Genomic DNA, 26881 nt, shown 5'->3' with positions numbered 1-26881 from the left:
TTAACCGAAAGCAGCAGTTTCGGGGGCAATTATTGCCCCATCGGTGCGTCCCGGCGCCGCGCTCTTGCCTAATTCGACGGGTTGTTAAGCGCTGGCGGGAATCGTAAAAGCGCGAACACGCTGGTTGCGCTTCAATTGGGAAGACGCCGAGCCCCGTAGCTCCCGCCGGAGAGACTGCCTTCATGATCCGTCGTTTGATGGTTCCGATTACTGCCGCCATGGTGACCATGGGCGCCGCGGGTGCTTACGCGCAGGGCGCGTTCCCTGCGCCGCTGCCCGGCCAGGCCGCCACCACCGATTCGGCCTTTCCACCGGTCAATAGGTCGGCGCCGGTCGCTTCCGTCGGCACAGCGCCGCAGTCATCCTTCCCCGTCAACGGTGCAGCTCCCATCGGTGGTGGCGGCTTCAGCGCCGCTCCGCCGACGCAGGGCGGCCCCGGCGAGGAATGCATGAAGGCCTTCATCCCCTTGCGTGAGGAGGCCGAGAAGCGCGGCAAGCTGATCAAGGCCGCGAGCGATCGTCACGCCCCGCCGGACGAGGCCTGCAAGCTGATCGGCAATTTCAGCCAGGCCGAGGTCAAGATGATCAAGTACATCGAGACCCACGCCGCCAAATGCGGAATTCCGCCGCAGATCGGCGATCAGATGAAGGCCGGGCACAAGAACACCGAAGCCATGCAGAAGAAAGTCTGCATGGTCGCGCAGCAGATGCAGCAGCAGCAGCGCGGACCCGCTGGCCCCTCGCTGAGTGATGTGCTCGGCTCCTCGGCCTCAGTGCCGGAGGCTAATGCCGGCAAGAAGGGCGGCAGCACCTTCGACACCCTCAACGGCAACGTCCTGACCCGATGAGGCACCTGCCGCTGATTTGAAGGTCCTGCAGTGCCTGCCGCGAACTCCTCATGGGAACTTCAAATCGATAAGCGGCACGTGAGCTATGGTTTCTAGTTAAGTGCCCTTATAGTTTTCGAAGTTCGTACCGGAATACATTGCGATGGATTACGAACTTCGAAAACCAGGCACTAGCGCATTCGCCCGCGTTGCCGATTCCACCGGCAACTGGGTCGATACGGTCGCGCCGCAATGGGCGCGGCCCTATTTGCGCCTGTCCCGCTTCGATCGTCCGATCGGCTCCTGGCTTCTGTTGATGCCATGCTGGTGGTCGGCGGCGCTCGCCGCCGGCATGGCGCACGATATCGGCCGCCTGCCGCTGACGATCGTCCTGTTCTTCATCGGCGCCTTCGTGATGCGCGGCGCGGGATGCACCTGGAACGACATCACCGACCGCGACCTCGATGCCCGGGTCGAGCGCACGCGCTCGCGGCCCTTGCCGTCCGGGCAGGTGAGCGTGACGCAGGCGTTGGCTTTCCTGGTCGCGCAGGCCCTGATCGGCCTCGTCGTGCTGCTGCAATTCAACCGCTTCGCGGTTCTGACCGGCATCGCCTCGCTCGTGATCGTCGCGATCTATCCCTTCATGAAGCGCATCACCTGGTGGCCGCAGATCGTGCTCGGCCTCGCCTTCTCCTGGGGCGCCTTGATGGGGTTTGCGGTGACCTTCGCCCGCATCGATGTGACGGCGCTCGTGCTCTACGCCGGCGCGATCGCCTGGGTGATCGGCTATGACACCATCTACGCGCATCAGGACGCCGAGGACGATGCGCTGATCGGCATCAAATCCACCGCGCGCCTGTTCGGCACGCACACGCATCAGGCACTGATCATGTTTTACGGGCTCGCCGTGATGCTGATCGGTGTCGCTCTCGCATCGGGCGATGCGCACTGGCCGGCCTGGCTCGGGCTTTTGGCCTTCGCCCTGCATCTCGCCTGGCAGATCGTGCGGCTCAGGATCAACGATCCCGCTCTCTGCCTGCGGCTGTTCAAATCGAACCGCGACGCGGGGCTGCTGTTGTTTGCGGGATTGCTGGCTGACGCGGTGATGCGGGCGGCGTAGCGCTCGTAGGGTGGGTTAGCGAAGCGTAACCCACCAACGTCTATCCGCGCGGAAAGCAAAGAGGTGGGTTACGCTTCGCTAACCCACCCTACGGCACAGTGACCGCCGCTCAGTTCCTTGCGATGATCTCGCGCTCGCCGCGATGAACGGAAAGCTCGCGCGCGCCGCCGGTGCGCCGACGCATCAGGAATTTCGGACGGCGGGTGCGGATGGCGTTGCAGCGGCGGCGCCGCGGCGTGGGCTTGCGCACGCCTTCGTCGAGCTGCGGCAGCGCGAAGATCTCGCTCCACATTGCCCAGGCTTCAAGGATCTCGTCGCCGTCGGCGCTGACGAGCAGCGGGACGGAGAGCGAGGGATCGCGATGGACGAGGACGAGGGTCTGCGCCTCGTCATCGCCGCGCAGCGCAATGCCGGCGAAGTCGCTGACGCGGACGTTGACCGCCATCTGCATGCCGCGGACGGCCCGGCGCAGCACGACGCGTTCACGATGAAGCTCGATCTGTCGGGTGTAGCCGTCGGCGCGCGGATCGTGCGCGTCGAAGCGGACCGGAAGGGAAAGAGGGTCGAGCCGCAATGCGCGGCTCGACCCGGCGGGAGCGACCCCGCTTGTCACTGTTTGACGCCTCACGGCTTTAGTCTCCCCGCCGGGATTATGTTCCCGGTCGATGCGAGGACCTTAGCGCGAGGAGGTTCGGAAACCGCTTAAAAAGGCTGGTTAACCCCTCGTCACCGCCGCGCATGATTGACAAGACCTTGGCGCGCATGATTGACGAGACGTTGCCGCACTGCCGCGAATCTGAGCTTTTTGCAGGCTGAAAATGCTTGAAGTCCGCTCCGATTGGACACATCTGGTGGGTTTGGCCCCTCGGCCTCGAACCCGCCCCCCGACAGGATTTCGTTCGTGAACTCTTCACCATCCGCAAGCCCGACGCTTTCCCCCGCGGCCAACCGCGACCTGTTTGATCAGTCTCAACTGTCGGATCTCGCGCAGCGGCTGGTGGATGCGGCCAAGCGCGCCGGCGCGGATGCCGCCGATGCGGTCGCGGTGCGCGGCATCTCGCAGGGCGTCGAGGTGCGCGACGGCCGCGTCGAGGAATCCGAGCGTTCCGAGGGCGACGATGTCGGCCTGCGCGTGCTGGTCGGCCAGCGCCAGGCGGTGGTCTCGACCAACGATGTCAGCGGCGATGCCGTGACCAAGCTTGCCGAACGCGCCGTCGCGATGGCGCGCGTTGCGCCCGTCGACAAATATGTCGGGCTCGCCGATCCCGCGCTGCTCGCGCGCGATTTCCCCGATCTCGACCTGCTCGATCCCAACGTGCCGGCGACCGCCGAGCTCGAGCGCCGCGCGCTCGAGGCCGAGGCCGCGGCGCTCGCCGTGAAGGGCGTGACCAAGTCCGGCGGCGCATCCGCCTCCGCCGGCATCGGCGGCATGGTGCTTGTCACCAGCACCGGTTTCCACGGCAGCTATCTGCGCTCGAGCCAGGGCATCTCGGCGACCGCGATCTCCGGGGAAGGCACCGGTATGGAGCGCGACTACGATTTCACCTCGGCGCCGCATGCCGCCGATCTTTTGTCGCCCGAATTCGTCGGCCGCTCCGCCGGCGAGCGCACGGTCAAGCGGTCGAATCCGCGCAAGGTCGAGACCTGCAAGGTGCCTGTCGTGTTCGATCCGCGCGTGGCGGGCTCGCTGGTCGGCCATGTCGTCGGTGCGATCAACGGCGCCTCGATCGCGCGCAAGACGAGCTTTTTGAAGGACAAGCTCGGCCAGCAGCTTTTTGCCAGGAACATCCGCATCATCGACGATCCCCTGCGCAAGCGCGGCCTGCGTTCGCAGACCTTTGACGCCGAGGGCGTCGCCGTGAAGAAGCAGGCGCTGGTCGACGAGGGCGTGCTCACGACCTGGCTTTTGGATTGCGCGACCGCGCGCGAACTGGGCCTTGTGACCACCGGCCACGCCCATCGCGGCGTGTCGTCCTCGCCCTCGCCGGGGCCGTATAACCTGCACCTCGAAGCCGGCACGCCGACGCCGACTGAGCTGATCTCCGACATCAAGCAGGGCTTCTACGTGACCGACCTGATCGGCTCCGGCGTCAACGGCGTCACCGGCGATTACAGCCGCGGCGCCTCCGGCTTCTGGATCGAGAATGGCGAGATCACCTATCCCGTGAGCGAGGTCACGATCGCGGGCCATCTGTTCGAGATCTTCAAGTCGATGCAGCCCGCCAGCGATCTCGAATTCCGCTACGGCATCAATGCGCCGACGGTGCGCATCGAGGGTTTGACGCTTGGCGGACGTTGATCGAGCAGATGCAAGGCGGTTCACCTCTCCCGTAGGGAGAGGCATAGGCCGCCCTTGGCGGCCGTTCTTGAGAACGCCGAAGCGAAGCTTCGGCTTTGTCGCATCGCAAGACGCGAGCCGGGTGAGGGCTTACGCTTTCTCGTGGGACCTGAGCCCCCTCACCCGATTTGTTGCGCAAATCGACCTCTCCCCGACGGGGAGAGGTGATCTCCGCGCGTGGCTCGATTGAACCCGATGGCGCTCACTCTGGACGAGACTATCCTGCTACGCGATGCGGCGCTGCTGAAGGACACGGTGCGGGAGGCGGGTGCGCTGGCCCAGTCGATGTTCCGCACCGAGCTGAAGAAGTGGATCAAGGGCGCGTCCTCGCCGGTCTCGGAAGCCGACATCGCCGTCAACGATCTCCTGGAAGCGCGGCTGCGGACCGCTACTCCGGACTATGGCTGGCTGTCGGAGGAGAGTGCCGACGACGCGGCGCGGCTGTCGCGGCGACTGGTCTGGGTCGTCGATCCCATCGACGGCACGCGCAACTATCTGAGCGGTCATGACGACTGGTGTGTCAGCGTGGCGCTGGTCGAGAACGCCTCGCCCGTCCTCGCTGCGGTGTTCGCGCCGACGAGCGGCGAGTTCTTTTTCGCCGCGCGCGGGCAGGGTACGACCCTCAATGACGTCTCGGTGCGGACGACGCCCGGCTCCGGGCTCGACTTCTCCCGCGTGTCCGGCCCGAAGCCGCTGGTCGAACGGCTCAAGCCGTCGCTGGGCGAGATCAAGCTGCATCCGCGAATCGGTTCGCTCGCGCTCAGGCTTTGCCGGGTGGCCCAAGGCGCGCTCGATGCGGCTTTTGCGGGGGGCAACAGCCATGATTGGGACCTTGCGGCGGCCGATTTGATCGTGCAGGAAGCGGGTGGTAGGATGAGCGAACTCTCCGGAGAACCCATCCTCTATAACCGCCGGGAAGTGGCGCACGGGGTGCTGGTGGCAGCGGGGCGCGATCGTCATGCGAGCATTGTCGCGCATTTTCGAAACCGCCCCTTGCCCTGAAGCGCGTCCGCTGTGCTTGTCGAACACTGCTTGCCGGGCAGTCCCTTAGGAAGAGAACCCATGTCAGATAACGCCCCGCAGCAACAATTGCTTCATCTCGTCATCGGCGGCGAGCTCGTCGATCTCGAGCACAACACCTTCAAGAATCTCGACGACGTCGAGATCGTCGGCCTCTATCCGAACTATGCCACCGCTCACGCCGCCTGGCGGGCCAAGGCGCAGAGCACGGTCGACAACGCGCAGATGCGCTATTTCATCGTCCATCTCCACCGGCTGCTCGACCCGAATCAAGAATCGAAGCCGGCGCGTTGAAGAGACTGCTTCGCAATACGCTGCGAAGCAGCTGGTTTCAGCGTGCCGTCGGGATCCTGGCGGCCGAATATCTGCGGCTGGTCTGGCGGACCAACAAGTTCACGTTCGATCCGCCCGATGTCTATGACATCGTCGAGCCGCAGATCCCCGCAATCTTCGCCTTCTGGCATGGCCAGCATTTCCTCACCCCCTTCATCAAGAACAAGGATTGGTACAAGGCCAGGGTGCTGATCTCGCGCCACCGCGACGGCGAGTTCAACGCGATCGCCGCCGAGCGGCTCGGCATCGGCACCATCCGCGGTTCCGGCGACCACGGCGGGGCTTTCCACCGCAAGGGCGGAGTCGGCGCCTTCAAGGAAATGGTGCGGACGCTCCAGGACGGTTGTAATGTCGCGCTGACCGCCGATGTCCCGAAGCGCTCGCGCGTGGCCGGGCTCGGCATCATCATGCTGGCACGGGAATCGGGGCGGCCGATCATGCCTTTCGCGATGGCGACCAGTCGCTTCATCCGGCTGAAGAACTGGGACCGCACCACCATCAATTTGCCATTCGGGCGGGGCGCATTGGTCGGCATCAAGGAAATCAACGTCCCTCCGGATGCCGACGCGGCCACCATGGAAGCGCTGCGGCTGGAGCTGGAAGAGACGTTGAACGAGGCGACCCGCCGCGCCTATGCCCAACTCGGCCGCCCGGGACCCGAAGATGCATAATTCGCTGCCGATGACGCTGCGGATGTATCAGCGCCTGGCTACCGGCCTGGTGCCGCTCGCGCCTGCGCTGATCAGGCGGCGGCTGAAGCAGGGCAAGGAAGACCCCGCGCGTGTTGGCGAGCGGCGCGGCCTGTCCCGGGACGTGCGGCCGCACGGGCCCCTGGTCTGGATCCACGGCGCAAGCGTCGGCGAGGTCCTGGCCGCGGCGGCGCTGATCGAGCGGCTGCGCGATCTGAACCTCCGCATCCTCCTCACCTCGGGCACCGTCACCTCTGCTGCCGTCGTGGCAAAACGCTTTCCGCCCGACGTCATCCATCAATACGTGCCGTATGATTCGCCGCGCTATGTCGCGCGCTTCCTCGATCACTGGAAGCCGTCGCTGGCGCTGTTCATCGAATCCGACCTGTGGCCGAACCTGATCCTGGCCGGCGCGGCGCGCCGGCTGCCGATGGTCCTGATCAACGGACGGATGTCGCCGCGCTCCTTCCCGCGCTGGCGGCGGATGCACGGCACCATCTCGGCGCTCTTGTCGCGGTTCGACATCTGTCTCGCGCAATCGAAAACCGATGCCGAGCGCTTCTCCGCGCTAGGCGGCCGCGACGTCGTCACCACGGGCAATCTCAAGCTCGACGTGCCGGCGCCGCCCGCCGATCCGACAAAACTCGAGCGGCTGATGGCGATGACGCGGGGCCGTCCGATCATCGTCGCGGCCTCGACCCATCCGGGCGAGGACGAGATGCTGGTGGCGGCGCACCGCAGCCTCGTCGGCTTCTTCCCGCAGCTCCTGACCGTGATCGTGCCGCGCCATCCGGACCGCGGCGCCTCGATCGCAGGCGTGATCTCGGCCTCGGGCCTGGCGCCGGCGCTGCGCTCGCGCGAGCACCTGCCGACCGCCGCGACCGACATCTATGTCGCCGATACCATGGGCGAGCTCGGCCTGTTCTACCGCCTCTCGCCGATCGTGTTCATGGGCGGATCCTTGATCCGCCATGGCGGGCAGAATCCGATCGAGGCGATCAAGCTCGGCGCCGCGATCGTCCATGGTCCGCACGTCTTCAATTTCACCGACGTCTACGAGGCGCTCGATGGAAGTGGCGGGGCACGGCAGGCGGAGACGCAGGAAGCGCTGGTCAAGCAGCTCGGCCAGTTGCTGGCCGATCCCGCCGTGCGCGACAGGATGCAGCGTGCCGGCACGGGCGTGGTCGAACAGCTTGGCGGCGCGCTCAATCGCACCATGGCCGCGCTCGAGCCTTATCTGCTGCAATTGCGGATCGAGATGGGAGCCGCCAATGCGTGAGCCGGCCTTCTGGTATCGGCCACGTTCCCCGAAGTCGCATCTCCTCCGGCCATTGGGCGCGCTCTATGGCGCGATCGCGGCGCGGCGCATGGCGCGCAAGGGCTTTGACGCCGGTATCCCCGTGATCTGCGTCGGCAACTACCATGTCGGCGGCGCCGGCAAGACACCGTCTGTGCTCGCGCTGACGAAGCTGTTGCGCGAGCTCGGCGAAACCCCGGTCGTGCTCAGCCGCGGCTATGGCGGCCGCCTGAAGGGCCCGGTGATGGTCGATCGCGAGCGTCATGCCGCGGTCGACGTCGGCGACGAACCGCTCATGATGGTGCGCGACGTGCCGGTCGCGGTCGCGCGCGATCGCCTCGACGGCGTGGCGCTGGCCAAGTCGCGAGGAGCGACCGTGATCCTGATGGATGACGGCTTCCAGAATCCGCGCATCATCAAGGATGCCTCGCTGATCGTGATCGACAGCGAACGGGGCCTCGGCAACGGCAAGGTGTTTCCCGCCGGTCCCCTCCGTGCGCCGCTGAAGGTCCAGCTCGCACGCACCGACGCGCTGGTGCTGATCGGCGATGGCAATGCAGCCGACGATGTTGCGGCCGAGATCACTGCGCGCGACAAGCCGGTCCTGCGCGCGCGCCTGAGACCGGACGCCACTTCGGTCGCGCTGCTGTCCGGCAAGCGGGTTTTGGCCTTCGCCGGCATCGGCGATCCCGGGCGCTTCTTCCGTACGCTGCAGTCAAGCGGCATCGACCTCGCGCGCATGCGTCCGTTCGCCGATCATCACATGTTCACGCAAGCCGAGATCGCCGCGCTGGTGGCGGACGCACAGCGCGAGCAGCTCACGCTTGTCACCACCGAAAAGGATCTCGCGCGCCTGCGCGGCAGCGAAGGCATGCCTGATGGTATCGTGCCGTTCGCGGTTCAGCTCGAATTCGACGACTCCGCAGCGCTCCGCCGCCTGATCGGCGAGTATCTCTACAAGGCGCGTGAGCGAAGATTTGGCCGGCGATGATGTCGTAGGCTGAGCCTGCTAACGGGGACGCTCCAAATCTGGTTGATCGACGAATATTCGAACGCGGCCGACATCCTCGACTTCACGATAGTGACTTAACTCCACTTGGAGTTCGGGATCTGAATTGGCCCAAGCCAACCAATCGAACCGGAACGAACTCAGCAGATAAGTATCCACCAGAATGACATCCGGGCGGCCGTTTCGCACGTCCTCCAGCAAATGCCGACGCTCGAAACGGATGATGCCGTCCAACTTTGCCTGCTCGGCTTGAGTTGGCTGCGAGCTGGACTGACGCAGTATTGCACCGGCCGCCAGGAGTTGCGCCGCGCAAGAGCTGCCCACCCAGGTTCCATCGATTTGACGGACGAGGGGATGCCCGAGACCAACATGATCGGTAATCGTGAGCAGCCGCGGATGCTTCACAAGTGCCTGGACGCGCGCCTCCAGTGGCGGAAACCCCGGGGCCGGTGAGGATAAATAGAGCGCGATGAGCACAATGGTCGCAATGCCGCCGATCATGACCGACGCTCGCAACTTTGTGCGAATATGCAGCAACGGCGCGGCAATCCCAAACATGCAAAGCGCGAAAGCCATGTATGGCCAGCCCTTGCCTTGGAGAAGGAAACTCGCGCCACCGCCGATCGATGCGGCCAGCCACGGGACTACGTCGCTCCCCATTTTGAGATCTCGGGGAGCGACCAGGCGCAGGAACGCAATAGAGGCGCCTATCACAGCGATTGGAATAAGAACCAGGCTACCCAACGCGTTCCTGATTGGCAGATAAGCCTCAGTGACCATCGGCGCATAGGTGAACAGATAGTCGGAGAAGGCGGTAACGACGACCGCTCCGTAGCCGATTGCGATAATGGCGGCCGTAGATGTTTCAGGGGTGAACAAAGGTCTGAACGAACGTTGGCGGACCATGCCAAGGACGATCGGAAGGCCTGCCACCAGAGCAAAGAAGGGCTTGATGCTCATGGCGAGCCCCGCCCCCACGCCTGCGAGGATCGCGACCGGTCCGGGATCAAAGCCGCGCCAGCGCAGTGCAGTGATGGCGACAAACGGAGTCAGTGCAACGACGGCGATGTGTTCGCGCTGTCCGAATACGGCGCCAGGAAGAATTGCGAGCAACAGCGCAAGCGACCACGTTGAAAGACTTCTCTCTCGCGCTCCTGACTTTGCCGCCGCGGCTGCCCGATCGATCACAAGAAGCGCGGCAACGATCTCGATCATCACCAGGATGATCACAACGAGCTCGGGCGCAACGCCGGTCATTCGTGCCAATTTGGCCGCCGGCATGTACATGTAAAGTGAAAGAGGCGGATTCAGCTCGAAGACGTCGACCCCAAGCGTTGCGCCATCGAGAATTTTCTCGTTCGTCGTCAGCAGGCAACCCAAATCGGCGTTGAGGACGATTGGTGTTTGAATGCACAAGGCCGCGAGGATCGCGGCTACGATCATCCAACGTTGATTCATGCTGAAGTCGTTTCCTAGCATGCCCAGGGCGTGCCCCCTCTTTTGCGCGCGGGTGCTATTTCACAGTGCGGCGAGACGGCCGATAGGGGAGGATGTTGACCCCAGGCAGAACAGGGAATGGTCCTGCAGGTCAGCGCCCGGCGGCGTGACCAGAGACTCGGAAGCGAGGTCCACCAAGGTGCTTCGGACGGGAATTGCTCGAACACGATGCCACCGACAGAAATCGGAGAACGCGAACCTATGTGAACTTGCCACAGCGTGCTCGCCGCTATTCTCCACCGGCAGTGGTTACTATTGTCCTACAATGAAATGATCTGAAGCACTCCTGTACCGTGGCCGAAGGGCAGGACTCGCTCTCGCGTGGCTTTACCCGCCCAGCGGCGCATACCATTCACCCGGCATTCATCGTGCTGCTCCTATCGGTTACGGACGATCGGGAGAGTTCGATGAAATTGCCGTCCGCGACCGTTGCCGCCAGCCTGATGTGTCTGATTGTTGCGTCTGCCTTCGCGCAAACGGCCTTACCGCCTGCGGCCGCCCCCAGCACCGTGCCGGTTCCCGCCACCAAGCGCGTGACGTGTCTCAGCTCGACGCAAAGCCTGAAGGGACAGGACAAGCGGGACCAGATGCAGCTCTGCATGGCCCAGGCGCGGCTCGACTGTCTGAAGCAGGCGATCGATCAGAAGATCGTCGGCGAGCCCCGCAAGAATTTCGTCAAAAGCTGTGTAGGCACCGATGGCGCGGAGCAATAGGCGCGAGGCGCGATCCTTACGGCTGCGGCTTCAGCGCGCCGGGAAAATGCCGCTGCAGCACCGCGGCGGGAGTGGCGTAGGCCTCCTGCAGGTCCACGCTCCAGTACTTCAGCTCGTCGAGCGGAATCCGGGTATCGGTCACGGCGCAGCGCACAAAGGTTCCCGGCGAGATCACGCGGAAGTCGCCGTCAAGATATTGCACCTGCGCCTCGCCATGGCCCGAGGGGCCGAACTTGTTCAGCACGGTCGAAAGTCTCCGTGGAAGGCCCGTTCAGGGCGTGATGTGATGAATCCGATTAGCATAAATAGGGTGCCTTGTCCGCCCGTTAAACCCACCGATTTGTGATGTTTTGCCACCGTTCCCGCATGATAGTGCTCGCGCGAAGGATCGCTGGTCCCGGTGCGTCTGCAACCCGGTACCTCACACGGCAGAGCCCGATGCGCCTTCCGTCAATCGCCTTGTTCCTGACGCTTCTGCTATCGGCCGCCCATGCGGCCCCCGCGCCCATGCCGCAGCAGGTCGATATCCCGCTTGCGAGCGGCGTCCTGCATGCGCAGCTCTACAAGCCCGACGGCGACGGACCGTTTCCGACCGTGATCGCGCTGCATGGCTGCGGCGGGCTCGGCGGCCATTCCGATCCGGTGCTGCCGCGCTATCGCGACTGGGCCGCGGAATTGCTCAAGGCGGGCAGCGCGGTGCTGCTGCCCGACAGCTACGGGTCCCGCGAGGTCGGGCCGCAATGCCGGGTCAAGGAAGGACACGTCAAGGCGCGGCGTGAGCGCGTCGCCGACATCGTGGCGTCGCGCGCCTGGCTGATGAAGCAGACCTGGGTAGCGCGGAATCGCATCAGCCTGATCGGCTGGGCAAACGGCGCGAGCGCGCTGCTCTGGGCGGTGCGCCCGCAGAACGCGGCGCGTGACGCGAGCCCGGATTTCCGCGCCGCCGTCGCCTTCTATCCCGACTGCCGGATTTCAGCGGGCCTCGGCTGGAGCACGCGGGTGCCGACGCTGGTCCTGATCGGCGGCAACGACGACGTGTCGTCGCCGCCGGCCTGCCGCCAGATGGTCGATGGCGCACATGGCCGCAGCGCGCTCGCGCGCATCGTGGTCTACCCCGGCGCCTATCATGATTTTGACCGCGCCAACACGCCGCTGCACGCGCTCGCCGGCAGCACCGATGCGGCAACTCCCGACCGCGGTCATCTCGGCACCGATGCGGAAGCGCGCGCGGAGGCGCAGAAGGAAGTCGCGGAGTGGCTCGCGCGGTAGCGACCGGACTGCAGGTCCCGTCGCCCGGATGGAGCGAAGCGAAATCCGGGAAGCCTTGGCACGATCCCGGATTACGCTTTGCTTGATCCGGGCTACGCCTGAGTATGAAGCGGGGTCGCCCGAGGAACAACGTGAGGCGGACGGCCCCGCATCGACCACCGCCCTGCACGGAACATGATGGCCGACCGGTAAGCTACGGATCGGGTCTCAGGCCGGTTTCAGCATGTGCGGTGCCATAGTTCGACCATGATGTCGATTAAACGCATCTCCCATGCGCCACCGCGTCCTGCTCTTTTGCTCCGCACTGTTCATTTTCAGCCTCGCGATCTTCCTCTTCGAAGCGCGCGCTGGCGCACCGCAGCTCGCACCGGAACATTGCGGCTTCTGGACCACCATCGACGCGGGATTGTCCTGCCGGTAGGCCGCTGGATGAGGGGATTGCGCCGTCGTTGCAGGCGCTCCTCGCACCGACGTCGTTGAGAGAAGTTCGGACGCCCCCCACTGGCGCCGAGCTTCGCTCCGCCATGCTTGTTGAACGCCCCGACCGACGAGCTATCGAATGCTGCTGGCACCATTCAGCGGATGGGAGAGCCACTTCGCGCTGCGGAGCTCCCAGACCATGGTCTCGATTGATGGAAAGACCGACCAGCTATTTCCAGCGCTCTCGGTCTTAAAAGACACAATGGGCTCGGCACAGATCGTTCCTGTCATCTGCGAGGTCCGCAGCCCTGCCCATTCCGCGGTCGGCTGGTTAATCACGTAACACCCGTCATGTTGATCAAGGTGACGGTGGGCAACGCTGACGATTAGATAATCGACATTGTACTCGCGTAATACATCACCGAGGTCATCCTGGTTGCGGATGTGCTCGATCATACGCCGATCTTCGACGAGTCCCTCCAGCTGGACCACAGGCTTGTTCAGCGCGTAAGTCATTATCCCACCGATTGCTCCCATGGCAAAGCGACCGTCTCGCGCGCGCATCAGGTCGGCAAGCTGCAAGCTCGCCGCGAACAGGGAATTGTCGTTTGTCGACCACAACGGACCGTGTTCAATGAAGTATCGTATGCCGGATGCCAACGTCCCGGTTACCATCAACGTCGCCACCAAAATACGCGCGCGAGTGGGAACGATTGGCTCCCCCCAGACCATCCATGCGAAAGCCAGTGACGCAATTACGGCCGCGGCGATTGGATAGGCGTACCAGCCGAAGAAAATCCAGCTCTTAAGAGCGTTCAAACCGAAGAATGTGAACGCAAACACGATCGCCAAGCCGCCAGTCCAGAGCGCTATCGACCGCTCCATGCGCGAGCGACGCAACAGCAACGTAATGAACGCAACCAGGCCGATTGGCAGCACAACTGCGACCATCGGGCCATAGACGGTACTCAGCGCAACATTCCGCGCGTAAAGAATGTTCAGGCCAAAGGCAGTTTGCAGCGACTTTGCAAGTGCGGAGACCGGGAGGACAGACGAGAATATAGCGAAGTTGAAAAGTGCGTAGGCGGGAACAAGAAATCCCCCGAGACAAAAGCCTGCACCAACACGGAGTACCTCGGCCAGGCTGGGGCGCGCCAAGATCATAAACCCGCCCAACATCATCGCGACAGCGATTGCGATATCGAGCCGCGCCAGAACTGCCAAGGAGGCGATGAAGCCTAGCTTGAGCGCTCGACGGAACGACGTTGGGCCGCCCCGCGCGATTTCGATAAGGAGCCAAAGAAACGCTGGAACCGCCACGGTGCATTCCATGCCGGTCGTTAGCAATTGCGCCGTACCTAGCGAGCCGATAACAGCGATTACCGACGCTGCGCCGACCGATGTTCCAAGCAGACGAGCAAAACGCAGCGACAGTTCGTATGTTAGGATCATCGAAGCGAGAGCCACGAAAGCCAACGCGACGTAGAAAGAATCGCCAAGCCCCCCGCACAGCAAGCGCAAGACTACGACGACTCCAAGCCACAATGGATGGAAGCCGTTCGTTACGATCGCACCGTCGTAAGATAGTTTTCCAAGAGCGACAAGATTGTTGGCGATGACGGTATAATAAAAGTGGTCGTCCTCGAGCAGCCCGACATAACTATTGCTGCCGTTGGCAACGTGATAGAAAAAGGGCGCGGTAACGAGAAAAGATACTAGGTAGGCAACTGCACGACATATAGGCGAAGCATACCGTGCGAGCTGACCAGCCATACCAACCGATGAATATCCAGCAATTAAGATCGTGCTCGACTGATCCACATAACGTTTCATGTCTTCAATCCTGCGCTGACCGCGGGTCGGAGACCTGCAAGTCACTGCCCAACATTGAGAGGCAATGCCTCTTGCGAGCGCTTTGATAGCTCAAAGCAGCCGCGCAAACCTCGCCCCTGCGCCCAGTTGCGATTGCATTTCGAGCGACCCGCATGATCAATTACGAGCAGCAGTGCGCGCCAGGTGACGCACTATGCGGCCAGCAGCAAATTTTGAACCGACAGCGAACCGCATGACCGGACCAAAAGTGTTTGCAGCGGCTGGTCCCGTAAAATAGAGGCCCGGGATTGACGATTCAAAGTTGGCGGAAAGGCGGGGAGCACCCTCCACGACCTTCAGGGAGTTAGCCACATCGCGCGCCAGATATGGCAGCCGCTTCACGTCAACTTCGAAGCCCGTTGCCGAGACAACATGATCGACGTCGATGGTATTCTCGGTGCCGTCGCTCCTCACAAGCCGCAGGATGACGCGGTTGTCCAGGACCTCCGCCGATTTGATGTGCTGGTTAAGCTCAAGATTAACTCCGCGCATACGATCCTTCATAAACCAGCCTGCGGCCGGCCGCGGCGTAGACTTAACTTTGTCGACGCGCACTGAATCAGGCAGATGGCGGAAGACGAACGGAAGCTGACAGTAGAAAAGGCCCCGCCACGTCGGACCGATCCCCGACATCGGCCTTGATATCCGCTCCCCAAGCGGACGTGGCACCTTCATCTTGTCGTGGATGTCGATGCTAGGCGCGCGTGTGATGAGTCGAACGCGAGCACCACACTCCGCACTAAGACCAGCCAGATCAATGGCGGAAGCCCCTGCGCCGATGATAGCAACGTCGCGTCCGGCGAAACGAGCGGGATCATCGTTGTCAATGCTATGAGAGACCAAGGTGTCCGGGAGACCGGCAAGCTGGATCGGAATGCGCTTGAAATAGCTGACGCCCGTCGCGAGAACGACGCGCCGGGCAGTCACATTTTCGCCGTCGCTGAACTGCAAGCGAAACTCAGCTCCTTCAGGCGCGAGCGATATCAGTTGGCGGTCTTCCAAATTCGGGGCGAATCGGCGCTGAAATTCCAGCCCGTAGTCGATGAATGTATTTAATTCGACGGGCAATCCTATATCAGCGTAGGGAATGCCACGCTTCTTGCAATAGTGCCGGAGAGTAAAATCCCTTCGCGGATCACTCAGATCGGAGGCAAGACCTTCAGACTTAAGCAACATGCCCTTGGGCATGCGCACCCAATCGTGCATGGGCCGACCAAAAATTCGAAAGCTTAAGCCCCGGTCAGCCAAATGAGCGGCCGTCGACAATCCATATGGGCCTGCTCCAACAATCGCAATATCGATGTCCACGGGCATTCGTTAATCTAGAATCCTCTTTGACAATATCAGACGTTGAATCGCGAGATGTGCAGCTTAAGGTATAGAAACAATGTAATGCTCAAATTCAGTCACAAGGACGTCCGTTTGTCCAGACTGAGTTTCCTCCAAATTGCTTTCTTTAGTGCCACGAAGCCCTTACGGCTCCATCCGTCGATTAACCGGGCGCGACGTCTCGCTCGGATCAATTAAATCCACGGAGTGAACGGGAGATCATTTTTGAAGCCCATTAAGGTGCTCGTAGTTGCGACCCAATGGTGGTCGCTACCAGCTCATATTTCGATTGCGTTAGCAAATCGGGGGGCGCAAGTCGCGTTGGTGTCTCCTGCTGGAAGCGTGGTGCGGAAGTTGCGCTCTCTCCAATCAAGGTACGTATATCGGCCTTGGGCAGGCCTAGCGTCGATCGCGGCAGCGATCGCTGCATGGTCACCGACCTTGATCGTGGCATCCGACGATCAGGCAGTTGTCGAGCTCCTGCAACTGCACGCCCGCGCCCAAAGAAGTGGCGATCACGCAATCGCTCGCCTCATCGAAGACTCTCTTGGAAGTGCCGAGGGCCTTCCCTATGCAGTCTCGAAAAGCAAATTCATGGCACTGGCCCAAGCGACCGGAGTTCGGTGTCCAAGGACGGTCGTCGTCGGGAATGCAGATATCCTCGAACAAGAGCTCGCCGAGGCAAAATATCCGCTCGTGGTAAAAGCCGACGGGTCGTATGGCGGCAAGGGGGTTCGGATTGTCAGTTCGGCCGATAGTGCACGAGATGCCCTCCAGGAGCTCGGCGCCGCTGCGAGCTGGCCGAGCGCTATCATTAGATCGTTCGACGGTCTGCACGTTGGTCCGCTTCTCGAGCGAATGTCGTACAAACGTCCTGTCGTCACCTTGCAACATCATATCGTTGGTCGGTGTGCAAATCGGGCGGTCGTCTGCCGGGAGGGGGTCGTCCTCGGCGGCCTGAGCGTCGAGGCCTTGGAGCTAGTCTGCACCAACGGACCGGCAGCAGTGGTGCGCATCATCGAGCATCAGGAGATGACCGACACCGTCGCCACGATGGCCAAACGCCTTAAGCTGAGCGGCTTTCACGGCTTCGATTTCATGATCGACAGGAACGATAGGGCGTGGCTTATCGAGTTGAATGCGCGCATCACGCCGGTTAGCCACCTAGCTCTGGACGATGGAACTGATTTGGCCGCTTCCCTCCTGTCAGCGATAACAGGCACAAATGTCCAGTCTCCGTCTCCGTTGAAACATCGCACGATTGCATTGTTTCCGCAGGCTCTTAGAAGCGAATCCACAAACAGGCACCTCATTTCAAGCTATTGCGATGCGCCGTGGAGCGAACTCCAGTTTGTCCGTGCTTGTTTGGCACCGCAGAGCGCAAAGAGCTGGACTGCTCAACTCCGCTCCCGGCTTGGCATCAGGTCGCGAGCGACGAGACCGCCCGAAACGTCACAGGAGACCGCGCTGTAGTTGTTCTCGCGCTGCTCTTTCGGTGAGAATGATGCCAACATCAATTTCAGCGCCAGTTGTTTCGGCGAAGAAAGCTGCGACAACAGCGAGCCTTTTCCCGCACCAAGGTTCGAGCATCGGGCGAATTTATGCAGTTATGTCGTGACCGCGCCCGAACTCTGCGAGTGCGCCATCGGGAACCGTGCGAACGTTGCGCGAAGCAAAGCAGCCCGCTTCCCATGCGGCTTGATCCACAATCCAGTGAAGATGCTGTTTGTTCACGAAGTAAATTCGCGGATCATGCTCTTCCTTAATCAGCGTACCGTCGTATGGGATTCGGCGTAGTTGATTGGTGCCGCCGTGGGGAATAAGATGTACCTGATTAAAAGCGTTAAATTTCTTCTGGTTAATCAAGAACTTCGCTCCCCCGAAGACAACATATATCTCCTTCGCATGGAGTTCGCGAACTAGCGTGGAATCTGCGGGTAGCGAAGGAAGCCTTTGTTCCTGGATAGCGTTATTCCGATCAAGACCGAGGGCCGGGATGGCGTTCGGATCGTCAATTGCAAACGAAGCGCCACCGTACACAACAGAAAAACGCGTAAACCCTCCCCCAGACAAATCAACTTCTTCCATGAGAGTGCCATCCGGCAGTCTGACAAGGGGATAGGTCGGCTCTGGCGTCTCTGCCCCCCAGACGCCGCTTCCAAGATTGTCGCTGAACCAGTTAAAGGTGACGTCATACCCGCCCCAGAAGTCCCAAAATTCGATGGGATCGAAGCAATAGAGTCCTGTCATGAAGCCGGCACCCATTGCTTTGCAAAGAATGATCGTATCAGTGCCCGTGAAGCAGCCTGCTGTTGGCTTTGGCTTCGTAATGAGTGCGCTTGTTTGCAGCCCGGGTGTTGTGCCGATGTCCACAGTGGTGGTGTTGGTGAAATAATTCCAGCCCTTTATCTCTTTGTACCAGGACAGGCTCGAAACGAGAGTGATGCGCATTTGGCAAGGGAGCAAGGAACTGTCAGGCGAGACCTGGGCTACAAGAGCATCCCACGCAAGGTTAAGTCCGTAATGATAGGGGCCAGGCCCCGCGGTCCTGTGCGGGTCGAGAACTGGATACATACTGGCTGGACCATAGGCGGAGGAAATGCAGACGCTCATGGTTGCGAATCCTTCTTCAAGAGGCCTTCCTGAAGCAGCTCTTTGATTTTCTGCAAGAGTTCTTGTTGGGCGTCGTCGTTCAGTCCGAGATGAACGGCGATCTGGAATTCGTCAGTCTGTTCTGTTGCCCGATGAGGTGCGTGAGTCGTCGTGTGCTCAGAAGAAGATAGCTGCCGCACGAATCCTTCGACGAGATGCCTGATATCGTCGGCCAATGCGGGCGCATTAGCATGAATGCCGTCGCCGCGAACTAACACCGTTATAGGAAGGCCGTCCGGCCGCGCGATGGGAGGATTCGGCACATCGGCAAAGCCGCCACCCAAGATGAAGCTCTCAAAACCGGTCCACTTGTCAGACACGGCTAGCCTCCATTCAATTGGACGATGGGCAAATCACTGCGTCATCACAAGTCGCAGCTTGTTTGAATAGCAGACCATAGGGACGAGTTGTGGCGGCGCAATCAAATGCAGGCGCGCAGGAGTTGGCACAATAATCCGGAAGAATGGTCTGCCGGACCAGGACGCACGCGCCCCTCGGCGGAGGCGGCGGCTGGGACGCCGCATCATTTACCGCGAGTGTAGCCGCACCGATAATGACGATTAGCGCGAGCACCCCCAATATCTGCATGGCAGTCTCCCAACCACGAGACTCAACTCTGAAATAAACGTTGCAACCTTGGATGCTGGTCGTGTTGGTATTGTGGGTTCACAATTAAAGCGCAACCTAAATGTGTTGACAAGCGGAAATGCACCATTCCCGCGGGTCAAGCCGGAAACGTTTTTCGCACAGCCAGGATCAAAAGCCGTAAGCTTCAGACCGAGCAAATGTTTTCCGGTTTGCGCCTCAAAGCAGACGCAAAGCGTTTATGAGTACACGCCTAGTATTCCGAGACGTCCGTAGTTCATTGAGAAACTGCGGCGCACTGGATTCCCCGCTTGCCGCCTACGCTGAAGCTTCGGCGGCCACGACCGCAAACCCGGCGAAGCCTTGGCATAGCCGGGTCGCGGGGAATGACAGAGAGCGTCACTTTACCTCTAGAACAAGCTGCCCTGATCCACCGGCTTGCCGACGCGCTTGGGCGCCGGCTTGGCCTCGCGGGACGCAGGCTTTGGCTGCGATGGCGGACGCTCTGCGGTCGGCGCGGGGCGATCGGCATCCGCTGTCGCGCCCACGCGCCCATCCCCGAACTCGATCTCGAGCCGTGCATTCGGCCCGACCGCGTCGGCGGAGTGCAGGGGATGGCCCGCTTCGTCGCGCACCAGCGCAAAGCCGCGGGCGAGCACGCTGCGATAGGACAGGGCGGAGAGCAGCTTGCCGCTGTTCTCGACGCGGACATCTAACCGCTGCAGCAGCGTTACCAGCGCGCGGCCGGCGCGTTCGGCGAGCCGATGCGTGCGCTCGCGCTGGCGGGCGATCGCGTTGCGCTGCGCCTGTGCGTTGGAGAGGCGCGAGGCGCGCAGCCGCACCTCGAGCCCGGCAAAACGGTCGCGCCGCTGCCGGAGCAGCGATCGCGCGGACAGGCCGAGCCGCTCGCCGCAGACGGTGAGCCGATGGTCAGCCTGCGCGATCTGGCCGTGCAGCACCCGCAGCGTCAGCCGCGCGCTGGTCGCGGCGAAGCGGCGGAAATGCGCATGCGTGCTCGCCTTGAGCCCGCGCGGCAATGCCGCGCCCGCGGAGTCGAGACGCTGGCGCGGGATCGCGAGCAGATCGCCCGCGGCCGGCAGCGCGCGCGCCGCGGCGCGCAGCTCGTTGCGGCGGCTTTCCTGGCTGCGTTGCCAATAGGCGCGGGTACGCCGTGCGAGGTCGGCGACCTCGACGAACAGATCGCTGCGCACCGGCACCGCCATCTCGGCCGCCGCCGTTGGCGTCGGCGCGCGCTTGTCGGCGGCGAAATCGATCAGGGTGATGTCGGTCTCGTGCCCGACCGCCGAGATCAGCGGGATCAGGCTCTCGGCCGCGGCGCGCACCACGATCTCCTCGTTGAACGACCAGAGATCTTCCAGCGAGCCGCCGCCGCGCGCGACGATCAGTACGTCGGGCCGCGGGATCTTGCCGCCCTCGGGCAGCGCGTTGAAGCCGCGGATCGCGGCCGCGATCTGCTCGGCCGAGCCTTCGCCCTGCACGCGAACCGGCCAGACCAGCACGCGGCGGGGAAAGCGGTCCTCGAGCCGGTGCAGGATGTCGCGGATGACGGCGCCGGTCGGTGAGGTCACGACGCCGATCACCTCGGGCAGCCAGGGCAGGAGCTGTTTTCGCGCCTCGTCGAACAGGCCCTCGGCGGCGAGCTTCTTCTTGCGTTCCTCCATCAGCGCCATCAGCGCGCCGATGCCGGCCGGCTCCAGCGCCTCGATCACGATCTGGTACTTCGAGGAGCCCGGATAGGTGGTGAGCTTGCCGGTGGCGATGACCTCGAGCCCTTCCTGCGGCTTGAACCGCATCCGCGCGTGCACGCCCTTCCAGATCACCGCCTCGATCTTGGCGCTCTCGTCCTTGAGCGCGAAATAGCAGTGTCCGGAGGAATGGGCGCCGCGGAAGCCGGAGATCTCGCCGCGGACCCGGACATGGCCATAGGCGTCCTCGACCGTCCGTTTCAGGGACAGCGAGAGCTCGGAGACGGTGAATTCGGGCGCGTTGAGCAGTTGTTCCGCAGGCGGCATCGACAAACGATTCGGCATTTTTGGGTCGGACTCGACGTTAAGGATTTTCGCCGCGCGGCGCCAATCCCGGGATTGATTTAAAGAGTACTCTGTATTATAGAGTTCTCTATTGGTGGCGAATTCAACGAGCTGGGGCGATGGCGATGCGGTTGCTGCGAGGTGTCCTGAACCTGTTGAAATGGGGTCTGTGCGCGGTCGGCGCAGCGGCGCTGCTGTTCACGGCGCTGATCGCGACGCCGCTGGAGCGGCCCGTGGAACTGCGCTCGGTCTCGGACTCCCGCAAGGGTGTCGACATGTCGACCCTGCCGGCGCTGGAACGCTTTCAGGCGCGCGACGGCACCTGGCTCGGCTATCGCCACTACGCAGCGAGCGGCGCCACCACCGGCGCCGGCGCCATCTTCATCCATGGGTCTTCCGGCTCCTCCGGCACGGTCAATCACGCGCTGACGGCGGCGCTGGCCGCGCGCAGCGTCGAGACCTGGGCGCTCGATATCCGCGGCCACGGCGCCTCGGGCACGCGCGGCGACATCGGCTATGTCGGCCAGCTCGAGGACGATCTCATCGACTTCGTCGCTCATGTCCGCAAGAGCGCGCCCGATCTGCCTCTGACCCTGATCGGCCATTCCGCCGGCGCCGGTTTCGCGCTGCGCGTCGCGGCCACCCCGATCATGCAGGATCTGTTCGTCCGCACCGTGCTGATCGCGCCCTATCTCGGCTACGACGCGCCGACCAACAGGCCGCATTCCGGCGGCTGGGCCAATGCCGACATCCCGCGCTATCTCGGCCTCGCCGCGCTGCGCAAGCTCGGCATCGACTGCTGCGCGCAACTCCCGGTGCTCGCCTTCGCAGTGCCGCCGAATTCCGAGCGGATCCTGGTGCCGACCTATTCCGATCGCCTGATGCGCAACTTTGCGACGCGCGGCTATCGTCTCGACCTGCCGCTCGTGACGCATCCGGTGACGATCTTCGGCGGTGCCGAGGACGAGATGATGATCTCGGATAAATATGCCGAAACGGTGCAGGCGGTGAAGCCATCGGTCGACGTCAAGGTAATCGATGGCGTCAACCACATGGGCATGGTCACGAGCCCGAAGGCGGTCTCCGCGATTGCCGAGGACGTGGCGACGCGCGGCGCAGCGGGGAGCTGATCATGATTGCGCATTTGACACCCGCAGGCGCAATTCATGCTGTGCTGGCGCTGCTGTGCCTCGCCGCCGGCTTCATCCAGTTTCTGCGCCCCAAGCGCGGCGCAGGCCATCGCGCGCGCGGCTATTTCTACGTCTACGCCATGCTGGTCTCGGACGCCGCGACCTTGCTGGTCTATCGGTTCACCGGCCACTTCAACGCGTTCCATGTCGCCGCGATCGTCAACTTCACCCTGATCGTGCTGGCGATCGTCCCGCTCCTGCGCACGCCGAGGCCGTCGAACTGGCGAAGGACTCACTATAACTTCATCGCCTGGTCCTATGCGTCGCCGGTGTCGGCGGGAATCACGAACATCGCGGCACGGTTGCTCCCTGTGACGACGCGGGAGCAGGTCGCATTGATCGCGCTCGCCGCGTCGCTTGTGACGATGATGATCGCGTATATCCTGATCCGGAAGTATCGGCCTTCATCGGAGGCACCAATCGTGTCCACCGCCCTGGCCGGGCAGAGCGGAGCGCCATCGTGATCGACAGCAAGCAGGCCACGGACGCGCTGGCCGACATCGAGGATACCGTCCGCCGTGTGCGGCAGTCGCAGATCTACCAGGTCTCCAGTCTCGTCCTGCTGATGTGGGGCGTGCTGGCGTGTGTCGCCGACCTCGCGGGCTGGTTCTGGCCCCGCTACGGACTCTATTTCTGGTTCGCAGCGTACGCGGTGTCGGCCGTAGGTCTGGTTGCTCTCAGCGCCTATCACCGTTCGAAGAGCCGCGTTCGCGTGTTCGATGGCCGCTATTTTCTGACGTTTGCGCTGATCGGCGCCTTCGGCATCTTCTGCTGCTATTTCGGCCATTTCACGCCGCGCCAGCAAACGGCATTCTGGCCGATCTACATCATGCTGTTCTACATGATGGCGGGTGTCTGGTTCGGCTACGCTTTCCTCGTGATCGGCGCGACCATCATCGCGCTGACGCTGATCGGATATTTCTACATCCCGGGGCTTCCCCTGCTGTTATGGATGGCGGCCGTCAATGGCGGCGGGCTGATCGTCGGCGGCCTCTGGATGCGCCGGAGCTAGACGTGGCCGAGCTCGACGACATCATCCACCAGCCGCTGCGGCTGAAGATCATGGCGGCGCTGAACGCGCTGCCGCAGCAGGTCGGCCTGGAATTCGCGCGGCTGAAGAAGCTGACCGGCGCGACCGACGGCAATCTCGGGGCTCACATCGAGACATTGGCCAAGGCCGGCTACGTCTCCGTGGAGAAGGCCTTCGTCGGCAAGAAGCCGCAGACGACCGTCACCGCCACCGCAGCCGGCCGCGGCGCGTTCGCACGGCATGTCGCGACGCTGCAGGAGATCATCGCGGGGAAGCAGGTCTAGCCCCGTCGTCATCCCGGGGCGTCCCCCGTCTCCGCCGTCATTCCGGGGCGCGACGAAGTCGCGAGCCCGGAATCCATCGCACCACCAACGCCGCGGCCTGATGGATTCCGGGTTCGCGCCCAAGAGGGCGCGCCCCCGGAATGACGGGAGAGGGGAGAACACCCCCTTGAGGGCTGCCTCGATTCGTGCGACCGACGCGTCCAGCAAACCCTTAATTCTGAGCCTTCGATGCACATCCTCCTGCTCGGTTCCGGTGGCCGCGAACATGCCCTGGCATGGAAAATCGCCGCCTCTCCCCTGGTGACCAAATTCTGGTGCGCGCCCGGCAATGCCGGCATCGCGCGCGAGGCCGAATGCGTGGCGCTGGATGTCGCAAACCATGCCGCCGTGATCGACTTCTGCAAGAAGAACGCAGTCGAGCTCGTGGTGGTCGGCCCGGAGACGCCGCTTGCGGCCGGCATCGTCGACGATCTCACCGCCGCCGGCATCAAGGCGTTCGGCCCGAGCAGGGCGGCCGCGCAACTCGAAAGCTCCAAGGGTTTTACAAAAGCGCTGTGCACCGAATTCGGCATTCCGACCGGCGCCTACAAGCGCTTCACGAATGCCAAGGATGCGCTCGCCTACGTCCAAAGTCTGGGAGCGCCGATCGTGGTCAAGGCCGACGGCCTTGCCGCCGGCAAGGGCGTCGTCGTCGCCAAGACCGTGCGCGAGGCGGAGGACGCCATCGCCATGATGTTCCAGGGCGCCTTTGGCGAAGCCGGCGCCGAGGTCGTGATCGAGGAATTCCTGCCGGGCCGCGAGATCAGCTTCTTCGCGCTCTGTGACGGCGAGACCGCGATTCCGCTGGCCTCCGCCCAGGACCACAAGCGTGTATTCGACCACGACGTCGGCCCGAACACCGGCGGCATGGGCGCCTATTCGCCGACGCCGCTGGTGACGCCGGCGATCCATGACGCGATCATGGCCAGGATCATCCTGCCGACGGTGGCCGGCATGAAGCAGCGCGGCACGCCGTTCCGCGGCGTGCTCTATGCCGGGATCATGCTGACGACGCAGGGCCCGAAGCTGTTCGAGTTCAATGTCCGCTTCGGCGATCCGGAGTGTCAGGTGCTGATGCTGCGCATGATGTCGGACATCGTGCCGGCGTTCCTCGCCTCCTGCGACGGGGAGTTGAAGCATTTCGATCTGCGCTGGTATCCGGAATCCGCGCTCACCGTGGTGATGGCCGCGAAGGGCTATCCCGGCGACTATCAGAAGGGCACGCGCATCGAGGGGCTCGACGAGGCCGCGAAGGTCGACACTGTCGAGATCTTCCACGCCGGCACGGTCGCCAAGGACGGTGCGATCCTCGCCAATGGCGGCCGCGTGCTCAATGTCTGCGCACTCGGCAAGACCGTGGCGGAAGCGCAGAGCCGTGCCTATCAGGCCGTCGACCGCATCAACTGGCCGGAAGGCTTCTGCCGCCGCGACATCGGCTGGCAGGCGGTGGAGGCGGAGAAGGCCAAGGGCTGACAGCCGTTTTTCCCGACGGCGCGCCAAGCGCGCCGATCCGGAATCGAGATTTTCGGATGCCACTGCTCGGCCATACCGACATTCCAAAAATGCGCAATCAGGCATTGGGGTTAGCATCCCTCGCCGGAGACCATCGTGCTACTTTGCATGGGGTTGTTTTCGACATTTTGGTCGGGGGCGCCGTAGCCTCTTCTTAGGGGCGCTCGGAATGACAATTGGAAGGAACGAAGCCATGTCCGATCTCGCCGACCTCTACCCCGGCTTCGCCTCCGAATGGATCAACACGTCCTTTGGCCGCGTCTTCGCGCGCGTCGGCGGCAAGGGGCCGCCGCTGCTCCTGCTGCACGGCTTCTCGGAGACGCATGTGATGTGGCACCGCGTGGCGCCCGAGCTTGCGGATGCCTTCACGCTGATCATCGCCGACCTGCCGGGCTATGGCTGGTCCGACATGCCCGAGAGCGATGCGCTGCATATCCCCTACAGCAAGCGCGCGATGGCGAAGGCCATGGTGGAGGCGATGGAGCAACTCGGCCACGTGCACTTTGCGCTCGCCGGCCACGACCGCGGCGGCCGCGTCTCCTACCGTCTTGCGCTCGATCATCCCGGCCGGCTGTCGCGGCTCGCCGTGCTCGATATCCTGCCGACCTATAATTACTGGGAGCGGATGAACCGGCAGTATGCGCTGAAGATCTATCACTGGACCTTCCTCGCACAGCCCTATCCGCTGCCAGAGACGCTGATCGCGAACAACGGCGAATTCTTCCTGCGCTTCAAGATGGCGAGCCAGACCAAGTCGAAGACGCTGGATGCCATCGACAAGCGAGCGCTCGAGCACTACATCGCGCCGTTCCGCGATCCCGCCCGCGTGCACGCGATGTGCGAGGACTATCGCGCCGGCGCCTATTTCGACTACGACCTCGACAAGACCGATTTCGAGGCCGGCAAGAAGATCACGGTCCCGATGCTCGCGCTCTGGGGCAATGCCGGCATCGCGCAAGCCGCCGCCACGCCGCTCGATACCTGGAAGCAATGGGCCACCAATGTCGAAGGCATGCCGGTGGATTCGGGACATTTCCTCACGGAGGAGAACCCGGAGGCAACCGCGAAGGCGCTGCGCGCGTTTTTCTCGGCTTGAGCCACATCGTCATTGCGGCGTTGAGGGAGCTGTGGGCCACACACTCGACTGTCATCGCCCGACTGATCGGGCGATCCAGTACTCCGAGACGGTTGTGATTGAATCGATAGGCCGCGGCGTACTGGATGCCCCGCCTTCGCGGGGCATGACCAAGGAGTGCGTGGCCCCTAGCGTCGCTCCCGAAAGAACTCCCTGAGCAGCCGCGCCGCCTCGCTCTCGCCGACCCCGGAGTACACGTCCGGGACATGGTGGCAGGTCGGTGACGCAAAGAACCGCACGCCGGACTCGACCGCGCCGCCCTTGGGGTCGGCGGCGCCGTAATACAGCCTCCTGACCCTTGCAAAGGAGATCGCCCCCGCACACATGGTGCAGGGCTCCAGCGTCACGTAGAGGTCGCAGTCCACCAGGCGTTCGCTGCCGATCTTTTTTGCGGCCTCGCGCAGCGCAATGATCTCGGCATGGGCCGTGGGGTCGTGATCGGTCAGCGTCTGGTTGGCGGCGGTGGCAATGACCTCGTAATTGCGGACGACCACGCACCCGATCGGAACTTCGCCCGATTTTCCGGCATTTTCGGCCGTCTTGAGCGCCAAATCCATGAAAGAAGGGGCTTTCATGCCTCGTATCATCGCCAGAAACCTGCTAGTAGCTCCGCCTTCAGCAAGAGTGGATACCGGTTTTGCCTGAGCATGCGGCTTGGAATGAGCGCGCA

26 protein-coding genes are annotated in these 26881 nt (G+C 62.9%); 17 read left to right on the top strand and 9 right to left on the bottom strand.

The features are described from left to right. Nucleotides 1-182 precede the first annotated feature (182 nt). Both AYJ54_RS29525 and ubiA read left to right on the top strand, forming a co-directional pair. Nucleotides 183-848, top strand: a complete 666-nt coding sequence (locus tag AYJ54_RS29525) for a hypothetical protein (protein ID WP_063704549.1) — start codon at nucleotides 183-185, stop codon at nucleotides 846-848. 142 nt (nucleotides 849-990) lie between these two features. Then, nucleotides 991-1947 (top strand): 4-hydroxybenzoate octaprenyltransferase, encoded by a 957-nt coding sequence (gene ubiA / locus AYJ54_RS29520; protein ID WP_063704547.1) that lies wholly within the window; start codon nucleotides 991-993, stop codon nucleotides 1945-1947. 109 nt (nucleotides 1948-2056) lie between these two features. On the opposite strand, the gene AYJ54_RS29515 is transcribed toward ubiA, so the two are convergent. Then, nucleotides 2057-2575, bottom strand: a complete 519-nt coding sequence (locus AYJ54_RS29515) for a DUF6101 family protein (RefSeq protein WP_063704545.1) — start codon at nucleotides 2573-2575, stop codon at nucleotides 2057-2059. 273 nt (nucleotides 2576-2848) lie between these two features. On the opposite strand from AYJ54_RS29515, the gene AYJ54_RS29510 reads away from it, so the two are divergent. The 6 genes from AYJ54_RS29510 (at nucleotide 2849) to lpxK (ending at nucleotide 8615) form a co-directional block, all read left to right on the top strand. Continuing rightward, a complete protein-coding gene (locus tag AYJ54_RS29510) occupies nucleotides 2849-4246 on the top strand; it encodes a TldD/PmbA family protein (RefSeq protein ID WP_063704543.1) in 1398 nt (465 codons plus the stop codon). A gap of 234 nt (nucleotides 4247-4480) precedes the next feature. Then, nucleotides 4481-5287: a 3'(2'),5'-bisphosphate nucleotidase CysQ gene (locus tag AYJ54_RS29505; RefSeq protein ID WP_063704541.1), complete on the top strand. Its 807-nt coding sequence runs from the start codon at nucleotides 4481-4483 to the stop codon at nucleotides 5285-5287. A gap of 60 nt (nucleotides 5288-5347) precedes the next feature. Then, entirely contained in the window at nucleotides 5348-5599 is a 252-nt protein-coding gene (locus AYJ54_RS29500) for a DUF4170 domain-containing protein (RefSeq protein WP_063704539.1), read from the top strand. Further along, complete coding sequence (locus AYJ54_RS29495; protein WP_063704537.1) at nucleotides 5596-6309, top strand: lysophospholipid acyltransferase family protein; 714 nt, start codon at nucleotides 5596-5598, stop codon at nucleotides 6307-6309. Before AYJ54_RS29500 ends, AYJ54_RS29495 begins: the two co-directional genes overlap by 4 nt. Next, complete coding sequence (locus tag AYJ54_RS29490) at nucleotides 6272-7606, top strand: 3-deoxy-D-manno-octulosonic acid transferase (protein ID WP_063704535.1); 1335 nt, start codon at nucleotides 6272-6274, stop codon at nucleotides 7604-7606. The genes AYJ54_RS29495 and AYJ54_RS29490 overlap by 38 nt, the downstream gene beginning before the upstream one ends. Beyond that, nucleotides 7599-8615: a tetraacyldisaccharide 4'-kinase gene (gene lpxK, locus AYJ54_RS29485; RefSeq protein WP_063704533.1), complete on the top strand. Its 1017-nt coding sequence runs from the start codon at nucleotides 7599-7601 to the stop codon at nucleotides 8613-8615. The genes AYJ54_RS29490 and lpxK overlap by 8 nt, the downstream gene beginning before the upstream one ends. Before the next feature lie 18 nt (nucleotides 8616-8633). Here lpxK and AYJ54_RS29480 read toward each other — a convergent pair whose 3' ends face one another. Then, nucleotides 8634-10091: a hypothetical protein gene (locus AYJ54_RS29480; RefSeq protein WP_063704872.1), complete on the bottom strand. Its 1458-nt coding sequence runs from the start codon at nucleotides 10089-10091 to the stop codon at nucleotides 8634-8636. A 446-nt stretch (nucleotides 10092-10537) separates the two neighbouring features. On the opposite strand from AYJ54_RS29480, the gene AYJ54_RS29475 reads away from it, so the two are divergent. Further along, complete coding sequence (locus AYJ54_RS29475; protein ID WP_063704870.1) at nucleotides 10538-10843, top strand: hypothetical protein; 306 nt, start codon at nucleotides 10538-10540, stop codon at nucleotides 10841-10843. A 16-nt stretch (nucleotides 10844-10859) separates the two neighbouring features. On the opposite strand, the gene AYJ54_RS29470 is transcribed toward AYJ54_RS29475, so the two are convergent. Continuing rightward, entirely contained in the window at nucleotides 10860-11087 is a 228-nt protein-coding gene (locus AYJ54_RS29470) for a DUF2093 domain-containing protein (protein WP_063704531.1), read from the bottom strand. Between the two features lie 194 nt (nucleotides 11088-11281). On the opposite strand from AYJ54_RS29470, the gene AYJ54_RS29465 reads away from it, so the two are divergent. Next, nucleotides 11282-12112, top strand: a complete 831-nt coding sequence (locus AYJ54_RS29465) for a dienelactone hydrolase family protein (RefSeq protein ID WP_063704529.1) — start codon at nucleotides 11282-11284, stop codon at nucleotides 12110-12112. A 552-nt stretch (nucleotides 12113-12664) separates the two neighbouring features. Here the strand turns inward: AYJ54_RS29465 and AYJ54_RS29460 are convergent. Then, on the bottom strand, nucleotides 12665-14365 hold the full coding sequence (locus AYJ54_RS29460; protein ID WP_136624016.1) for a hypothetical protein: 1701 nt from the start codon (nucleotides 14363-14365) through the stop codon (nucleotides 12665-12667). Between the two features lie 156 nt (nucleotides 14366-14521). Next, a complete protein-coding gene (locus tag AYJ54_RS29455; protein WP_082905908.1) occupies nucleotides 14522-15718 on the bottom strand; it encodes an FAD-dependent oxidoreductase in 1197 nt (398 codons plus the stop codon). Nucleotides 15719-16180: 462 nt separating this feature from the next. Here AYJ54_RS29455 and AYJ54_RS29450 point away from each other — a divergent pair, with 462 nt between their 5' ends. After that, nucleotides 16181-17206 (top strand): ATP-binding protein, encoded by a 1026-nt coding sequence (locus AYJ54_RS29450; protein ID WP_136624015.1) that lies wholly within the window; start codon nucleotides 16181-16183, stop codon nucleotides 17204-17206. A 126-nt stretch (nucleotides 17207-17332) separates the two neighbouring features. Here AYJ54_RS29450 and AYJ54_RS29445 read toward each other — a convergent pair whose 3' ends face one another. From AYJ54_RS29445 to xseA, 3 genes are all read right to left on the bottom strand, one after another. Further along, entirely contained in the window at nucleotides 17333-18346 is a 1014-nt protein-coding gene (locus tag AYJ54_RS29445) for a hypothetical protein (protein ID WP_136624014.1), read from the bottom strand. Further along, on the bottom strand, nucleotides 18343-18705 hold the full coding sequence (locus tag AYJ54_RS29440) for a hypothetical protein (protein WP_063704521.1): 363 nt from the start codon (nucleotides 18703-18705) through the stop codon (nucleotides 18343-18345). The genes AYJ54_RS29445 and AYJ54_RS29440 overlap by 4 nt, the downstream gene beginning before the upstream one ends. 675 nt (nucleotides 18706-19380) lie before the next feature. Then, nucleotides 19381-21021: an exodeoxyribonuclease VII large subunit gene (gene xseA / locus AYJ54_RS29435; protein WP_082905907.1), complete on the bottom strand. Its 1641-nt coding sequence runs from the start codon at nucleotides 21019-21021 to the stop codon at nucleotides 19381-19383. A gap of 119 nt (nucleotides 21022-21140) precedes the next feature. Between xseA and AYJ54_RS29430 the strand changes: the two genes are divergently transcribed. The 6 genes from AYJ54_RS29430 to AYJ54_RS29405 all read left to right on the top strand — a co-directional run bounded on the left by AYJ54_RS29430 (nucleotide 21141) and on the right by AYJ54_RS29405 (nucleotide 26172). After that, complete coding sequence (locus AYJ54_RS29430; RefSeq protein ID WP_063704517.1) at nucleotides 21141-22151, top strand: alpha/beta hydrolase; 1011 nt, start codon at nucleotides 21141-21143, stop codon at nucleotides 22149-22151. Nucleotides 22152-22153: 2 nt separating this feature from the next. Next, nucleotides 22154-22675 carry a DUF2306 domain-containing protein gene (locus AYJ54_RS29425; RefSeq protein ID WP_082905906.1) on the top strand — a complete coding sequence of 174 codons (522 nt, stop codon included), beginning with the start codon at nucleotides 22154-22156 and terminating at the stop codon, nucleotides 22673-22675. Next, nucleotides 22672-23223 (top strand): hypothetical protein, encoded by a 552-nt coding sequence (locus tag AYJ54_RS29420; RefSeq protein WP_063704513.1) that lies wholly within the window; start codon nucleotides 22672-22674, stop codon nucleotides 23221-23223. Before AYJ54_RS29425 ends, AYJ54_RS29420 begins: the two co-directional genes overlap by 4 nt. Nucleotides 23224-23225: 2 nt before the next feature. Then, nucleotides 23226-23525, top strand: a complete 300-nt coding sequence (locus AYJ54_RS29415; protein WP_063704511.1) for a winged helix-turn-helix domain-containing protein — start codon at nucleotides 23226-23228, stop codon at nucleotides 23523-23525. 228 nt (nucleotides 23526-23753) lie between these two features. Then, nucleotides 23754-25037: a phosphoribosylamine--glycine ligase gene (gene purD, locus AYJ54_RS29410; protein WP_063704510.1), complete on the top strand. Its 1284-nt coding sequence runs from the start codon at nucleotides 23754-23756 to the stop codon at nucleotides 25035-25037. 232 nt (nucleotides 25038-25269) lie between these two features. Then, complete coding sequence (locus tag AYJ54_RS29405) at nucleotides 25270-26172, top strand: alpha/beta fold hydrolase (RefSeq protein WP_063704508.1); 903 nt, start codon at nucleotides 25270-25272, stop codon at nucleotides 26170-26172. Between the two features lie 167 nt (nucleotides 26173-26339). Here the strand turns inward: AYJ54_RS29405 and AYJ54_RS29400 are convergent, their stop codons facing one another. Next, the gene (locus AYJ54_RS29400) at nucleotides 26340-26798 is read right to left on the bottom strand and encodes a nucleoside deaminase (RefSeq protein ID WP_063704506.1); all 459 of its coding nucleotides are present in this window, start codon (nucleotides 26796-26798) and stop codon (nucleotides 26340-26342) included. Between the last annotated feature and the right edge of the window lie 83 nt (nucleotides 26799-26881).

The organism is Bradyrhizobium centrolobii (genome assembly GCF_001641635.1).
GTDB classification, from domain to species: Bacteria; Pseudomonadota; Alphaproteobacteria; order Rhizobiales; family Xanthobacteraceae; genus Bradyrhizobium; species Bradyrhizobium centrolobii.
The sequence above is the reverse complement of the archived record's forward strand: the minus strand, read 5'-3'. Positions and strand labels throughout refer to the sequence as shown.

Bases quoted from the DNA above. Each gene is read 5' to 3' on its own strand.
- AYJ54_RS29525 (WP_063704549.1), top strand. From the start codon at position 183: ATGATCCGTCGTTTGATGGTTCCGATTACTGCCGCCATGGTGACCATG.
- ubiA (WP_063704547.1), top strand. From the start codon at position 991: ATGGATTACGAACTTCGAAAACCAGGCACTAGCGCATTCGCCCGCGTT.
- AYJ54_RS29505 (WP_063704541.1), top strand. From the start codon at position 4,481: ATGGCGCTCACTCTGGACGAGACTATCCTGCTACGCGATGCGGCGCTG.
- AYJ54_RS29500 (WP_063704539.1), top strand. From the start codon at position 5,348: ATGTCAGATAACGCCCCGCAGCAACAATTGCTTCATCTCGTCATCGGC.
- AYJ54_RS29490 (WP_063704535.1), top strand. From the start codon at position 6,272: ATGCCCAACTCGGCCGCCCGGGACCCGAAGATGCATAATTCGCTGCCG.
- lpxK (WP_063704533.1), top strand. From the start codon at position 7,599: ATGCGTGAGCCGGCCTTCTGGTATCGGCCACGTTCCCCGAAGTCGCAT.
- AYJ54_RS29480 (WP_063704872.1), bottom strand. From the start codon at position 10,091: ATGAATCAACGTTGGATGATCGTAGCCGCGATCCTCGCGGCCTTGTGC.
- AYJ54_RS29475 (WP_063704870.1), top strand. From the start codon at position 10,538: ATGAAATTGCCGTCCGCGACCGTTGCCGCCAGCCTGATGTGTCTGATT.
- AYJ54_RS29465 (WP_063704529.1), top strand. From the start codon at position 11,282: ATGCGCCTTCCGTCAATCGCCTTGTTCCTGACGCTTCTGCTATCGGCC.
- AYJ54_RS29460 (WP_136624016.1), bottom strand. From the start codon at position 14,365: ATGAAACGTTATGTGGATCAGTCGAGCACGATCTTAATTGCTGGATAT.
- AYJ54_RS29455 (WP_082905908.1), bottom strand. From the start codon at position 15,718: ATGCCCGTGGACATCGATATTGCGATTGTTGGAGCAGGCCCATATGGA.
- AYJ54_RS29445 (WP_136624014.1), bottom strand. From the start codon at position 18,346: ATGAGCGTCTGCATTTCCTCCGCCTATGGTCCAGCCAGTATGTATCCA.
- xseA (WP_082905907.1), bottom strand. From the start codon at position 21,021: ATGCCGAATCGTTTGTCGATGCCGCCTGCGGAACAACTGCTCAACGCG.
- AYJ54_RS29430 (WP_063704517.1), top strand. From the start codon at position 21,141: ATGGCGATGCGGTTGCTGCGAGGTGTCCTGAACCTGTTGAAATGGGGT.
- AYJ54_RS29425 (WP_082905906.1), top strand. From the start codon at position 22,154: ATGATTGCGCATTTGACACCCGCAGGCGCAATTCATGCTGTGCTGGCG.
- purD (WP_063704510.1), top strand. From the start codon at position 23,754: ATGCACATCCTCCTGCTCGGTTCCGGTGGCCGCGAACATGCCCTGGCA.
- AYJ54_RS29405 (WP_063704508.1), top strand. From the start codon at position 25,270: ATGTCCGATCTCGCCGACCTCTACCCCGGCTTCGCCTCCGAATGGATC.
- AYJ54_RS29400 (WP_063704506.1), bottom strand. From the start codon at position 26,798: ATGATACGAGGCATGAAAGCCCCTTCTTTCATGGATTTGGCGCTCAAG.